Source organism: Allobosea caraganae (genome assembly GCF_003351345.1).
Classification (GTDB): Bacteria; Pseudomonadota; Alphaproteobacteria; order Rhizobiales; family Beijerinckiaceae; genus Allobosea; species Allobosea caraganae.
This window is the reverse complement of the sequence record NZ_QQTO01000022.1, coordinates 271475-284247: the sequence shown is the minus strand read 5'-3', so window position 1 is coordinate 284247 and position 12773 is coordinate 271475. Positions and strand designations below refer to the sequence as shown.

Annotated in this window: 15 protein-coding genes; 10 read left to right on the top strand and 5 right to left on the bottom strand. The window is 67.9% G+C overall.

Annotated elements, in window-relative coordinates:
• Window positions 1-143 precede the first annotated feature (143 nt).
• From DWF00_RS17685 to lhpI, 5 genes are all read left to right on the top strand, one after another.
• Window positions 144-1433: an Hsp70 family protein gene (locus tag DWF00_RS17685; RefSeq protein ID WP_114829034.1), complete on the top strand. Its 1290-nt coding sequence runs from the start codon at window positions 144-146 to the stop codon at window positions 1431-1433.
• A gap of 85 nt (window positions 1434-1518) precedes the next feature.
• Window positions 1519-2487, top strand: a complete 969-nt coding sequence (gene sppA, locus DWF00_RS17680; RefSeq protein WP_114829033.1) for a signal peptide peptidase SppA — start codon at window positions 1519-1521, stop codon at window positions 2485-2487.
• Window positions 2488-2515: 28 nt separating this feature from the next.
• Entirely contained in the window at window positions 2516-2800 is a 285-nt protein-coding gene (gene ihfB, locus DWF00_RS17675) for an integration host factor subunit beta (protein WP_114829032.1), read from the top strand.
• Between the two features lie 105 nt (window positions 2801-2905).
• A complete protein-coding gene (locus DWF00_RS17670) occupies window positions 2906-3244 on the top strand; it encodes a LapA family protein (protein ID WP_114829031.1) in 339 nt (112 codons plus the stop codon).
• Window positions 3244-4194, top strand: a complete 951-nt coding sequence (lhpI, locus tag DWF00_RS17665; RefSeq protein WP_114829030.1) for a bifunctional Delta(1)-pyrroline-2-carboxylate/Delta(1)-piperideine-2-carboxylate reductase — start codon at window positions 3244-3246, stop codon at window positions 4192-4194. The genes DWF00_RS17670 and lhpI overlap by 1 nt, the downstream gene beginning before the upstream one ends.
• A 4-nt stretch (window positions 4195-4198) precedes the next feature.
• Here the strand turns inward: lhpI and DWF00_RS17660 are convergent, their stop codons facing one another.
• Window positions 4199-4372: a DUF3309 family protein gene (locus tag DWF00_RS17660; protein ID WP_114829029.1), complete on the bottom strand. Its 174-nt coding sequence runs from the start codon at window positions 4370-4372 to the stop codon at window positions 4199-4201.
• 98 nt (window positions 4373-4470) lie between these two features.
• Window positions 4471-4608: a hypothetical protein gene (locus DWF00_RS29495; RefSeq protein ID WP_181832611.1), complete on the bottom strand. Its 138-nt coding sequence runs from the start codon at window positions 4606-4608 to the stop codon at window positions 4471-4473.
• On the opposite strand from DWF00_RS29495, the gene mepA reads away from it, so the two are divergent.
• Window positions 4607-5554 (top strand): penicillin-insensitive murein endopeptidase, encoded by a 948-nt coding sequence (gene mepA / locus DWF00_RS17655; protein ID WP_114829028.1) that lies wholly within the window; start codon window positions 4607-4609, stop codon window positions 5552-5554. The genes DWF00_RS29495 and mepA overlap by 2 nt on opposite strands.
• Window positions 5555-5580: 26 nt before the next feature.
• Here the strand turns inward: mepA and DWF00_RS17650 are convergent, their stop codons facing one another.
• From DWF00_RS17650 to DWF00_RS29490, 3 genes are all read right to left on the bottom strand, one after another.
• Window positions 5581-6003: a PIN domain-containing protein gene (locus tag DWF00_RS17650; protein WP_114829027.1), complete on the bottom strand. Its 423-nt coding sequence runs from the start codon at window positions 6001-6003 to the stop codon at window positions 5581-5583.
• Window positions 6003-6302: a hypothetical protein gene (locus DWF00_RS17645; protein WP_114829026.1), complete on the bottom strand. Its 300-nt coding sequence runs from the start codon at window positions 6300-6302 to the stop codon at window positions 6003-6005. The genes DWF00_RS17650 and DWF00_RS17645 overlap by 1 nt, the downstream gene beginning before the upstream one ends.
• Window positions 6303-6380: 78 nt before the next feature.
• Entirely contained in the window at window positions 6381-7517 is a 1137-nt protein-coding gene (locus DWF00_RS29490; protein ID WP_181832610.1) for an extensin-like domain-containing protein, read from the bottom strand.
• A gap of 274 nt (window positions 7518-7791) precedes the next feature.
• Here DWF00_RS29490 and DWF00_RS17635 point away from each other — a divergent pair, with 274 nt between their 5' ends.
• The 4 genes from DWF00_RS17635 (at window position 7792) to DWF00_RS17615 (ending at window position 12715) form a co-directional block, all read left to right on the top strand.
• Window positions 7792-9036 carry an amidase gene (locus tag DWF00_RS17635; protein ID WP_114829025.1) on the top strand — a complete coding sequence of 415 codons (1245 nt, stop codon included), beginning with the start codon at window positions 7792-7794 and terminating at the stop codon, window positions 9034-9036.
• 908 nt (window positions 9037-9944) lie between these two features.
• A complete protein-coding gene (locus DWF00_RS17625; RefSeq protein WP_114829023.1) occupies window positions 9945-10931 on the top strand; it encodes a TIM44-like domain-containing protein in 987 nt (328 codons plus the stop codon).
• Window positions 10932-11279: 348 nt separating this feature from the next.
• Window positions 11280-12086, top strand: coding sequence for a 4-hydroxy-tetrahydrodipicolinate reductase (dapB, locus tag DWF00_RS17620; protein WP_114829305.1), 807 nt, complete (start codon window positions 11280-11282; stop codon window positions 12084-12086).
• A gap of 8 nt (window positions 12087-12094) precedes the next feature.
• Complete coding sequence (locus DWF00_RS17615; protein WP_114829022.1) at window positions 12095-12715, top strand: alpha-ketoglutarate-dependent dioxygenase AlkB family protein; 621 nt, start codon at window positions 12095-12097, stop codon at window positions 12713-12715.
• The last annotated feature ends 58 nt before the right edge of the window (window positions 12716-12773 follow it).

Here is a 12773-nt window from a genome sequence, read left to right as displayed (position 1 = left end):
CCGCAGCGAAGCGGAGCGCCGGGATCCATCGTAGAGCTCGGCGCTCTAGGATGGATCCCGGATCTGCGCCGCAAACGCGGCTTGTCCGGGATGACGGCGGAGGTTTGGGCCAGGGCTGCCGTCACCTTGATAAGGAAGCGACCATGTCTACCGCGGCGATCGGCATCGATTTCGGCACCACCAACAGCGTGGTGGCGTTGGCGCGGGCTGACGGCTCGGTGACGACGCGCAGCTTCCCGACCAGGCAGGGCGCGGTCGACGCCTACCGCTCCGCCCTGATGTTCTGGCGCGAGGGCAGGCCGCCCGAGACGAGGGTCGTCCATGTCAGCGGGCCCGACGCGCTCGACATGGCGCTGGGCATGACGACCGAGCACCGCTTCCTGCAATCGCTGAAGACGCACCTCTCCAGCCGCGCCTTCCAGGAGACCCGCCTGTTCGGCAAGCTCTACCGGCTCGACGACCTGATCGGCACCTTCCTGAGCGACCTCACCGCCGATCTCGATGGCCTCAGCGCGATGCCGCTGGTCTCGGGCCGCCCGGTCGTCTTCGCCGGCGAGCGGCCGGACGAGGAGCTGGCCGTCGGCCGGCTGGCCTCCTCCTATGCCAAGGCCGGCATGGCCAAGGTCGATTTCGCCTACGAGCCGCTCGGCGCCGCCTATTGGTATGCCCGCGACCTGAAGACGCCGCAGACCATGCTGGTCGCGGATTTCGGCGGCGGCACCAGCGACTTCTCGGTGATGCGCTTCGAGCCCGGCGGTACCGGCCGGCTCGAGGCGATCCCGCTCTCGCATGCCGGCGTCGGCGTCGCCGGCGACACGTTCGACTACCGCATCATCGAGCACGCCGTCTCGCCGCGGCTGGGCAAGGGCACGCAGTACCGCTCCTTCGAGAAGCTGCTGCCGATCCCGGCGCATTACCATGCCGCCTTCGCGCAATGGCACCGGCTCTCGCTGATGAAGAGCCGCGAGACCATGGCCGAGCTCAAGGCATTGATCCGCGACGCGGTCGAGCCCGGCAAGCTCGAGGACCTGCTGACCGTGATCGAATACGATCTCGGCTACGAGCTCTACCGCGCCGTCTCGGCCGCCAAGATCGCGCTCTCGGGCGCCGACGAGACCAGGCTCAGCTTCCGCCAGATGGACGTGGTGATCGAGACCCCGATCAAGCGCAGCGAGTTCGAAAGCTGGATCGCCGAGGATGTCGGGGCGATCGAGGCCGCGCTCGACCGCGCCTTGGCGGAGGCCGGCATTGCCGGCGGCGCAGTCGAGGCCGTGTTCATGACCGGCGGCACCTCGCATGTCCCGGCTGTCAGGGCGCTGTTCGACCGCCGCTTCGGCGCCGAGCGCGTCCATATCGGCGACGCTTTCCGTTCGGTCGCGAGCGGGCTTGCGCTCCTGGCACTGGACCGGCAGCGCGCGGCCATGCCAGCCTGAGCGCAGTTGTCGCCTTGCCCGGCCGGAATGGCGGGGCTACATCACGGCACCGCGGAAGCGTCCCAGTCCACTGGAGCCCGAAACCATGTCATCCGATGCCGATCTGCTCGCCGATCGCCGCAGCCTGAGGCGCAAGTTGACGGTCTGGCGGCTTCTGGCCGTGCTCGCCGTCATCGCCGTCGCCGTGATCGGCGGACTCGCCTGGAGCGGCCGCACGCCCGGTTCGCTCTCCTCGGCCCATATCGCCCGCATCACCATCTCCGGCTTCATCTCCGGCGACAGGCGCACGCTCGACCTGATCAAGTCGCTGGAGGACAGCAAGGCCGAGGCGGTGCTGGTCAGGATCGACAGCCCCGGGGGCACCGTGACCGGCTCGGAGGCGCTCTACGACGCGCTGCGCAAGCTCGCCGTCAAGAAGCCGATGGTCACCGTCGTCGACGGGCTCGCCGCCTCCGGCGGCTTCATCGCCGCGATGGGCGCAGACCGCATCGTCGCGCGCCAGACCTCGCTGGTCGGCTCGATCGGCGTGCTCTTCCAGATCCCCAATGTCGCGCGCCTGCTCGACACGGCCGGCGTCAAGCTCGAGGAGATCAAGTCGAGCCCGCTCAAGGCGGCGCCCAACGGCTTCGAGCCGACCTCGCCGGAGGCCCGCGCCGCCCTGCAGGAGGTCGTCAACGACAATTACGACTGGTTCAAGCGCCTGGTGCGCGAGCGCCGCAAGCTGCAAGACGCTGAGGTTGCGGTGGTTTCCGATGGCCGCGTCCATTCCGGCAACCGCGCGCTCACCCTCAAGCTGATCGACGAGATCGGCAGCGAGCCGGAGGCGATCGCCTGGCTCGAGCGCGAGAAGAAAATCACCAAGGATCTGCCGGTGCGCGACTGGCGCCGCCGCAGCGAATCCTCGTCCTATGGTCTCTGGAGTGCCAGCGAGGCGATGGCCCGCGCGGCGGGGCTCGATGCCCTTGCGACACTCATTGCCCGCGCCGCCGACCAGCCCATCGGTTTGCGGCTTGACGCGCCTCTGGCGCTCTGGCAGCCTGTCGGCGAAAAGTGATGTTGATACAAGCGGTTATACTGGACAAATGATAAAATCCGAACTCGTTCAACGCATCGCCGAGCGTAACACTCATCTTTACCAGCGCGATATTGAGAACATCGTCACGGCGATCCTCGACGAGGTCGTCAAGGCGCTGGCGCGCGGGGACCGGGTCGAGCTGCGCGGCTTCGGCGCATTCTCCCGCAAGGCCCGCGCCGCGCGCGTCGGCCGCAACCCGCGCACCGGCGATGCGGTCGAGGTCGAGGAGAAGTTCGTTCCGGTCTTCAAGACCGGCAAGGAGCTTCGCTTGCGGCTCAACGGCAAGCACTGATAGTCCTGTCGGCGGCAGAGCATCGGCCCGAAAAGTGGAATGCGGTTTTCGGGAAAGCCGATGCGGCGATAAAGAGCTGCAGCCCGCAGGGACTCGGGAAGAGTGATGAAAACCTTCTTCAAGGCGCTGATCCTCGTGCCGATCGCCCTGGCGATCGTGCTGTTTTCGGTGGCGAACCGGGCGTCCGTGCCCATCTCGCTCGATCCGATCAGCCGCGACGCGCCGCAATTCGTTTTCGAGTTGCCGCTCTTCGCGGTGGTCTTGATATCCATTGCCGCTGGCGTGCTGATCGGCGGGCTTGCGTCCTGGATCGCACAGGGCAAGCACCGCAAGGCCGCCCGCCGCAGCCGCCGCGAGGCTGATGCGCTGCGCAACGAGGCGCAGTCGCTGCGCGCCGCCGTGCCCGATTCCGCCCTGCCGGCCTTGACCCGCGGAAACGGCTGATGCGGCTGTTCGACGCCGCCGAGATCGATGCGGCTCTCAGCTTCCCCGCCCTGATCGACACGCTGGCCGAGGCCTTCCGCAGCGACGGCGTCATGCCGCCGCGCAACCACTACACCGTCGAGCGCCCCACCGGGAAAGGCGTGCTGCTGGTCATGCCGGCCTGGAGCGCACCCTCGGCCGAGAAGGGCTATATCGGCACCAAGGTCGTCTCGGTCTTCTTCGAGAACGGCAAGCGCAACCTGCCGGGCGTCATGGGCGCCTATCTGCTGATGGATGGCGACACCGGCCGGCCGCTCGCGGTCTTCGATGGCAACCGCTTGACCGTCTGGCGCACGGCGGCGGCCTCGGCGCTGGCCGCACGCTACATGGCTGATGAAGACGCCTCGAAGATGCTGATGGTCGGGGCCGGTGCGCTGGCGCCCTTCCTGATCAAGGCGCATCGCAGCGTCCGTCCGCTGACCGATATCGCGATCTGGGCGCGCCGGCCGGAGGCCGCGGTCGAAGTCGCCGACGCGCTCGCGCTTGAGGGCATCGAGGTGCGCGCCACCACCGATCTCGAGGGCGAGGCGCGCACGGCCGACATCATCTCCTGCGCCACCAACGCCAGGGAGCCGCTGATCCACGGCCATTGGCTGAAGCGCACCGCCCATCTCGACCTGATCGGCGCCTTCACCATGGAGATGCGCGAGACCGATGCCGACGCGCTGCACCGCGCCCGCGTCGTGGTCGACAGCGCCAAGGCGATCGACGAGGGCGGCGACGTCGCCGTCGCGATCAAGGAAGGCAGCTACAGCGCCGACAAGGTCGCGGGCACGCTGACCGACCTCTGCCGCGGCACGATTGCCGGCCCGGCCGAGGATGGCGGCATCACGCTGTTCAAGTCGGTCGGCGTCTCCATCGAGGACCTCGCCGCCGCGACCGCGGTCTGGGAGAACAGCCAGAGAGGGTGAGAGCCTAGACCCTCACCGGCACGCCTCCGATGGCGCCGAGCAGCCAGAGCACCAGCACGACGACGAGCACGAGTCCGATGACGCTGCCGAGGCCGGTCGGGCCATAGCTGCGATGGCCATAATATCCACCGCCGCCCATCAGCAGCAGCACGAGCAAGACGATCACGAGGGTGGACATGAGACGCCCCTTTTCCCATTCGCACCGCGCTGTCGCTGGCGACCGGGTGCAAGGGGAGAACGTCCCGGGTATCGGGTTTGTTCCTTTAAGGTCACACCTCAAGCAGCGAAGCCATAAGCGGGAATGGTGAAGCGCTCGCCTTGCCGGAGCGCCTCGAGTTCGGCTGGCGTGTTGCCGACCGGCTCGGCCGCGAGCACGCTTGACCCGGCTCGCAGGCCATGGCGATCCTGTGTCATGCCTCGCTCGCACCGCCGATTCGTCCTTGCCGCCACGCTGCTGGCGGCCGCGTTCGCGCCCTGCCTCGCCCGCGCCCAGGATACGGCGTCGGAGGAGGCGAAGCGTCGCGCCACCAACCTTGCCGCCTATCCCGAGGCAGCCCGCGCGCTCTTCGGCCAGAAGACCACACCGGCGCACATGCCGCCGGAATCGATCGGCTCCTATGCCCGCGGCTGCCTTGCCGGCGGTGCGGCGCTGCCTGTTGATGGCGACGCTTGGCAGGTGATGCGGCTCAACCGCAACCGCAACTGGGGCCATCCCGAGCTGATCGCCTTCCTCGAGCGGCTGGCGCGCAACGTCCCGAAGATCAATGGCTGGCCCGGCCTGCTCGTCGGCGACATGTCGCAGGCGCGCGGCGGCCCGATGTTGACCGGCCACGCCTCGCACCAGATCGGGCTCGACGCCGATGTCTGGCTGACGCCGATGCCGCGCGACAGGATCGGCCGCGACGAGCGCGAGAATATGCCCGCGGTCAACATGGCCCGCTCCGACTGGCGCGACGTCGACCCGAAGAACTGGACGCCGGCCCATACCAGGTTGATCCGGGCCGTGGCGGCCGAACCCCGCGTCGAGCGCATCTTCGTCAATCCCGCGCTCAAGGTGGCGCTCTGCCGTGAGTCGGGCTCGGAGCGCGACTGGCTCAAGAAGGTCCGGCCGATCTGGGGCCATAACTACCATTTCCACATCCGGCTGAGCTGCCCTGTCGGCATGGCCAGCTGCGCCGGCCAGGAGCCGCCGAATTTCGGCGATGGCTGCGGCGAGGAGCTCTCGGGCTGGATCCAGCGCCAGCACGAGGCGATCTTCAACCCGCCCAAGCCCAAGCCGGGCCCGAAGCCGAAACCCAAGCCGCCGATGTCGCTGGAGGCCCTGCCGCCGGAGTGCCGGCAGGTGCTGAACGCGCGGTGAGACCGCTGCGAGCGAGGTCTCCTTACTCAGCTCCTGAGCGGATTGAAGATATCGATTCCCTCGAAATCGCGCTCATTGTCGGTAACCACCACGCATTCATTGGCAAGCGCCACGGCGGCGATAATGGTGTCGAGTGCGCTACGCGGCCGGCCTTTTATCTTTCCGTCCGCCATGAGGCGCGCCCAAATGAGGCCCGCTTGCTCATCGAAGGGTAGCACGCGGCCTGCGAACAGTGCCTGCGGTCCCTCGAGGCCAACGAACCAATTCTCAAGCTGATCGCGCCGCTTCCCCGCCGGCTTCTCGAAGATGCCGCGGTGAATCTCCGCGACCGTGAGGGAAGCAATGAAAAGATCTTGATCGGCCTGTTCGGCCATCCAGCTGAGCAGAGGCTCCGAGGGCAGTGGCTTCGTAACGTTACTGATGATGTTGGTGTCGAGGAGGTAGCGCATCAAATCTCAACCTTGCGCCCTTTCTCAAAAGAACGAGTCAGATCGAGATCGGCCCCAACAAGGGGGGAGCGCCGAAGGGCTGCAAGAATGCCTCCCTTCTTTGGTGGCTCGGCGGCCATCGTCTGATTGACGCTGGCTCGCAGCCGCGTGGCTTCCGGTCCTTCCTCCGCGAGACGGCGGGCGAGGCTGCGGATCAAATCGCGGTCGGCATCGAGCCCGAGCACCTCGAAACGCGCCAGGCCGCGCTCGCTGAGCCGGGAACGATAATTCTGAATGGCGCGCTTCTGAGAATTGCCCACGCTAGCCTCCGGATATTTCCAGTAATATAACCGGAAATATCCTGCTCACAAGATGGGACTCATATCCCCAGCCCGCCCCTACCGCCGCTGCGGCCGCCCGACCGCGAACGGATCGTTCTGCGGCGTGATCTCCTCGCCCTGCTCCTGTCCTGGCACGTCGATGATGCCGTTGCCCTCGACGTCACCGACGACGAGGTCCTCGGTCGGCGGTACCGAGCCCGGCAGCATCAGCGGCCCGCGCGCCTCGCTCGGCAAGGCCTCCGGCTGGTAGCGCGGCGTCATCTGCTGCGGCCGCTGCGGCGCCTCTTCGATATAGCGCCGCTGGCCCTCGAGCCCGCCCGGGACGCTCTGGTGCGCGACCGGATAGCCGCCATTGACCGAGCCCGGCGGGCGCAGGCCCGGGCTCGGCTGGCGCAGCAGCCCGCCCGAAGCGTCGGCCACCATCGGCGGCGGCAGGGTCTGGCGCGTCGCCGGAGGCTGCTGTTGCAGCGCCATGCGGTCGGGCCGCGCGATGTCCGGCGGCTGCAGGTTGTAGTTCGGCTCGTATTTGATGATCGGCTTGCAGATGTGCCGGTCCTTCGAGTGCCGGGCGAGGTCGATATGGATGTGGTCGTAGTGCATCGGGTCGGCGCCCGGCCCGAGTACCGTCGAGAAGTGCTGGCAGGCGCCGACGAAGACCTCGCGCAGAAAATTCTGCTCCTCCGGCGAGCCGCGCCAGCCGTCCTTGACCGTGACGACGCGCCCGTCGTTCAGCCGGAAGGAGAAGACGTCGAGGGCGTTGCCGAAGGCATGCTCGGAGGTGCGGGTCGTCGCGGTGCCGTTGTTCATGGCGCGGCAGGAATAGGAGCCGGCGCGCAGCTCGATGACCTGGGCGCCGAGCACGTTCATCGCCGCCGGCTGCACCACCTCGGCCAGCCACTTGTCGGTGGTGGCGACGACCGGGCAGCCGAGGGTGGCGTTGCTGGTGAGGTGGATGCCGCCGCCGGAGAAGGCCGAGACGCGCAGCGGCTGCGTCATGCCGCAAGTGCCGGGCCCGTCGATCGGCTTGCCGCGCAGGCTGACATAGGAGGAGATCTGCACCTGGCGCGAAGCCATGCAGGCGGCTTCGGCCTGGTCGCGCCAGGCCGCGCGCTGCGGCTTCTGGAACTTGCCGCAGCCGGCGAGGCCGGCGCCGATGATGCCGAGTGCGATGAGGACGAGGTGTGAGCGTCGCATGACCATTCAAATGCGAACGGGCAGATGAACGGTTTATTGACCGGGTGAGACTCGGCCGCCACAGCGGGATTAACTTTGCCGACGCGGTTAATCCGGCGCTAACGGGATGCTTCTGACGTTAAGTCGTGCGGCAGCCGACCCATTGTAAAACCAACGCTTTTCGATGCGGCCGCCCCATTCGTTAATCTGGCTTGGCCAGCTCGGTTTGCTCGTGCGAGATAGGCCGGAAGCCATTGGAAGGCCGGCGGCAGCGCTTGGCGGATCGGAGACCTCGATGCTGAGAGCGCGTGAGATCGCCCGCCTTGCTGCCGCGGGCCAGGACGCTGCCGCAGCCGAGCTGAAGCGCTGTGAGGCGCTGATCTCCGCTCGCGAGGGCGACATCCGCGCCTTCGCCAGCCGCCCGGCGCAGCTCGAACCCGGGACCGGCCCGCTCGCCGGCATCGCCTGCGGCGTCAAGGACATCGTCGACACCGCCGATCTGCCGACCGGCATGGGCTCCTCGATCTACGATGGCTGGCAGCCGCGCGCCGATGCGCCCATCGTCACGGCACTGAAGGCGGCGGGTGCGACAATCGCCGGCAAGACGCACACCACCGCCTTCGCCTTCCTCGATCCGGCGCCGACGCGCAATCCGCACGATCTGAATGCGAGTCCCGGCGGCTCGTCGTCGGGCTCGGCGGCGGCGGTCGCGGCCGGCATGGTCCCGCTCGCGATCGGCACCCAGACCGGCGGCTCGGTCATCCGCCCGGCCGCCTATTGCGGCGTCGCCGCGATCAAGCCGTCCTACGGCCTGCTGCCGACCGTCGGCATCAAGACCTTCTCCTGGTCGCTCGACACGGCCGGGCTGATGGCTGCGAGCGCCGACGATCTCGGCTTCGCGCTGGCGGCGCTGACCGGCCGGGCGGAGCTCGACGCGCCCGAAGCCGGGCTCAAGGGCCTGCGCATCGGCGTGGCCCGGCAGGATTTCGCGGGGGCGGCTGATGCGGCTTCCGACGAGGCGCTCCGGCGCATCACCGCTCTGGCGGCCGGGGCGGGGGCGAAGCTCGTCGAGCTGGCGAGCCCGCCGGCTCTCGCCGAGGCCTTCCACGCCCATGGCCCGCTGCAGGATTTCGAGGCGACGCAGGCGCTCGCCTGGGAATATGCCGAGCGCCGCGCGGCGTTGCCGCCGAAGCTCCGCGCCTATCTCGACAGCGCCCGCAACGTGACGCCGAGGCAATATGACGAGGCGCGGCGGCTCTCGCGCCGCGGCCGCGCTGCCTGCCATGATGTCTTCACCGAGATCGACGTCGTCATCAGCTACGCCGCGCCCGGCGAGGCGCCCGCGACGCTCGCCTCGACCGGGGATTCGAAGTTCAACCGGCTCTGGACCTTGCTCGGCACGCCCTGCCTCACCATCCCCCTGACCAAGGGGCCGCGGGGCCTGCCAGTGAGCTTTCAGGTCATCGGCCGCTTCGGCGCCGATGACGAGGTTATTGCGGTAGCGAAGAGCCTGGAGAAGCTTGCCGCCGCAGAGGTTTGACTGTCGTTATCCCCAAATCAACTCAATGGTTTAACCAAGAATTAGCGATACTCATCGCTCCGCCGCTGCACTGCCACATGGATGCCCTCTTGCGGCCATCGCCAATTCTGCTAGCGTCGGCGACAGGTCAATGACAAAGGAGGATGCGATGAGCCTCACGCTAAGTCTCGACCGGTTGGTGATGGGCGCGGCCTTCGTGTTCATGATTGCCATCGTGTTGGGAGCGTTCTGACAGACGTCAGTCTCGAGTCGAAAAAAGACCGCAGGAGCATTTCTAATGAGAACGCCGCCGGGCAGGGTCCGGCGGCGTTTGTCGTTGGTGCATATGCCGCAAGGATCGGTCGGACTTCAGCCCTCATCCTGAGGAGACGCGCTTCGCGCTCCTCAGGATGAGGGCTGAGGGATGCTTGAGGAGCCGTCAGCTCTCCGGGCAAGGGTTCTCGGTCACCTGCCAGGACATCACGTTGGTGACCCGGTCGCATTTGGCGAGCCGCCGCCCCACCGTCGTCCTGATGCAGGCGCTCGCACCTTCGGCGATCTTGAGGCCATCGGTCCAGCAGAAGCAGAGCGGCTCCGGTGCCTGCGCCAGCCGCGGAGGGTCGAGCGCAACAGGCCGATCCTGGGCAAGGCCTGCGCTAAGTGACGTAAGGGAAAGCGATATTGCGAGAGTCAGGCTGCGCAGGATGCGTGGACTCTCGTGGTGCGGCCTTGGTGCGATCCTTATCATAGGTCACTCCCTTCGCCGATTTGGCCGACGGCGAAGCGAGAGCGTAGCACGGCTAAAGGAATCGTCCAGTCGTTCATTTTGTTATACTGTAACTTCTACTTAAGTCTATAGACCTTGCTCTGTCGCAGCGTAGAGGCCATATTGCCCGGAAGAGAGCCCAAGGGGGGCTCCGGGAGGAACCATGTCACTGATTTCGCTTGCCCGTCGTGGCCGTGTCATTGCCCTGATCGCTGGTGCGCTTGTGCTCGTCCCGATGCTCGCAGAAGCACGTCCGGGCGGCGGCAGGAGCTCTGGCAGCCGCGGCGCCCGCTCTGAATCGGCTCCGGCTCCGACCAATACCGCGCCGAACGGCGCCCAGACCTTCCAGCGCAGCGCGACGCCGTCGCCGGCGCAGGCTGCTCCGGCCGCCGGCGCTGCCGCCGCGGCTCAGGCCGCCCGCCCGTCCATGGCCCGCAACCTGATGATGGGCCTCGGCGCCGGCCTGCTTGGCGCCGGCCTGTTCGGCATGCTTTCGGGCGCCGGCTTCTTCAGCGGCCTGGCCTCGTTCGCCGGCATGCTCGGCTTCCTGCTGCAGATCGGCCTGATCGCCGGCGCGATCTTCCTGGCCGTGCGCTTCTTCCGCCGCCGTTCCGAGCCGCAGCTCGCCACGGCCAATGGCCCGATGGCGCGCGAGGCCTATCAGCCCGAGCAGCCGCAGCCGGTCGCGCGGAGCATGTTCGGCGGTTTCGGCGGTGGCGCGGCTCCCGCTCCCAAGCCGATCGAGCTCACGCTCGCCAGCGAGGATTTCGGCCATTTCGAGCGCCTGCTCACCGAGGTCAACGACGCCTACTCCAAGGAGGACCAGCAGGCCCTGCGCGAGCGGCTGACCCCCGAGATGGCCGGCTTCTTCGCCGATGATCTCGCCGAGAACGCCAAGAAGGGCCTGATCGACCGCGTCTCCGACGTCAAGCTGCTCCAGGGCGACCTGGCCGAGGCCTGGCGCGAGGGCGAGAGCGAATACGCCACCGTCGCGATGCGCTTCAGCCTGATCAACACGCTGACCGAGCGCACTACGGGCCGCATCGTCGAGGGCCATGCCAGCATCGCCCAGGAGGCGACCGAGCTCTGGACCTTCGTGCGCCCGCGCGGCGGCGACTGGAAGCTCTCGGCGATCCAGCCGGCCGCCTGAGGCAACGAGCATTGCGAATGAACGACGGCCGGGGCAACCCGGCCGTTTTTCGTTGCGCTTTCAGGGAGACAGTGAGGCGCGGGGAACCCCCCTGCCTGTAAGGAGAGGGGCAGGGGTGAGGTGCTGGCCCTTTGATGCTTTAGCCGTGAGCTAACCGCGACCCCGTTTCAGCCTTACTGGTGTTCTGGCCGACACCTCACCCTGCCCTCTCCTTACAGGAGAGGGTTCCCCGCGCTGTGCATTGATCGGGCGTGCTCCCAGCTAACGGGTGGTTTTGTTGGCCGGCGCGATGCTCTATAGCCGCTGTCCGATCCTTGCCTTGCCCGGAGTGACCATCCCATGACCGACATGCGTCTCGTTGTCGTCGGCGCCGCCGGGCGCATGGGGCGGATGCTGATCAAGGCTATCGCCGCGACCGAGGGCTGCACGCTGTCTGCCGCGATCGAACGGCCGGGCTCTGAGGCGCTCGGGCAGGATGCCGGCGTGCTTGCCGGGCTGCCGGCCAATGGCGTTCTCGTCAGCGACGATGCGCTGGCCGCCTTCGTCGAGGCCGAGGGCGTGCTCGATTTCACCGCGCCGGATGCCACCGTCGCCTTCGCCGGCCTCGCCGCGCAGGCCCGCATCGTCCATGTCGTCGGCACCACCGGCATGGAACCGAGCCATCTCGCCAGGCTGGAGGCAGCCTCGCGCCATGCCGCGATCATCCGCTCCGGCAATATGAGCCTTGGCGTCAACCTGCTGGCCGGCCTCGTCCGCAAGGTTGCCGCCACGCTCGGCACCGACTGGGACATCGAGATCGTCGAGATGCATCACCGCATGAAGGTCGATGCGCCCTCCGGCACTGCCGTGCTGCTCGGTGAGGCGGCGGCTGAGGGCAGGGCGGTCCCGCTGGCTGAGCACCGCGTCGCCTCGCGCGACGGCCAGGTCGGCGCCCGTCCTCCCGGCGCGATCGGGTTCGCGGCGCTGCGCGGCGGCACCGTCGTCGGCGATCACAAGGTCATCTTCGCTGGCGCCGGCGAGCGGCTGGAGCTTTCGCATGTCGCGGAGGACCGCAGCCTGTTCGCGCAGGGCGCGGTCAAGGCGGCGCTCTGGGGCCGCGGCCGCAAGCCCGGCCTCTACGCGATGACCGACGTGCTCGGCCTCGACAATCTCTGAGGGAGGCGATGACGCGCCTCGCCGTCGCACCGGGCGTTATCCATTGGCCGGGCTATCTCTCGGCTGAGGCGCAAGGCGCGCTCGTGGCCGATCTGCGCGAGGTCGCGCGGCAGGCGCCGTTCTTCCAGCCGCGCATGCCGAAGACCGGCAAGCCCTTCTCGGTCAGGATGACCAATTGCGGTTCGCTCGGGTGGGTCTCGGACGAAACAGGCTATCGCTACCAGCCGCTCCACCCCGAGACCGGCGCGCCCTGGCCGCCGATGCCGGCCGCGCTGCTCGACGCCTGGCGCGAATTGGCCGGCTACCCGCATGAGCCGCAGGCCTGCCTGGTGAACTTCTACGAGGCGAGCGCCAAGATGAGCCTGCATCAGGACCGCGACGAGCAGGATTTCGACGCGCCGGTGCTCTCGCTCTCGCTCGGCGACGCCGCGCTCTTCCGCATCGGCGGCACCGTGCGCGGCGGCAAGACGCAATCGCTGAAGCTCGCTTCGGGCGACGCCCTGCTCTTCGGCGGCGAGGCGCGCCTCGCCTATCACGGCATCGACCGCATCCTCGCGGGCTCGTCGAGCCTGCTGCCGCAGGGCGGGCGGATCAATTTGACGTTGAGGCGGGTGACGAAGCCAGCCTGAGCCCCCTTCTCCCCCTGCGGGAGAAGGTGCCCCGAAGGGGCGGATGAGGGGTCGCGCT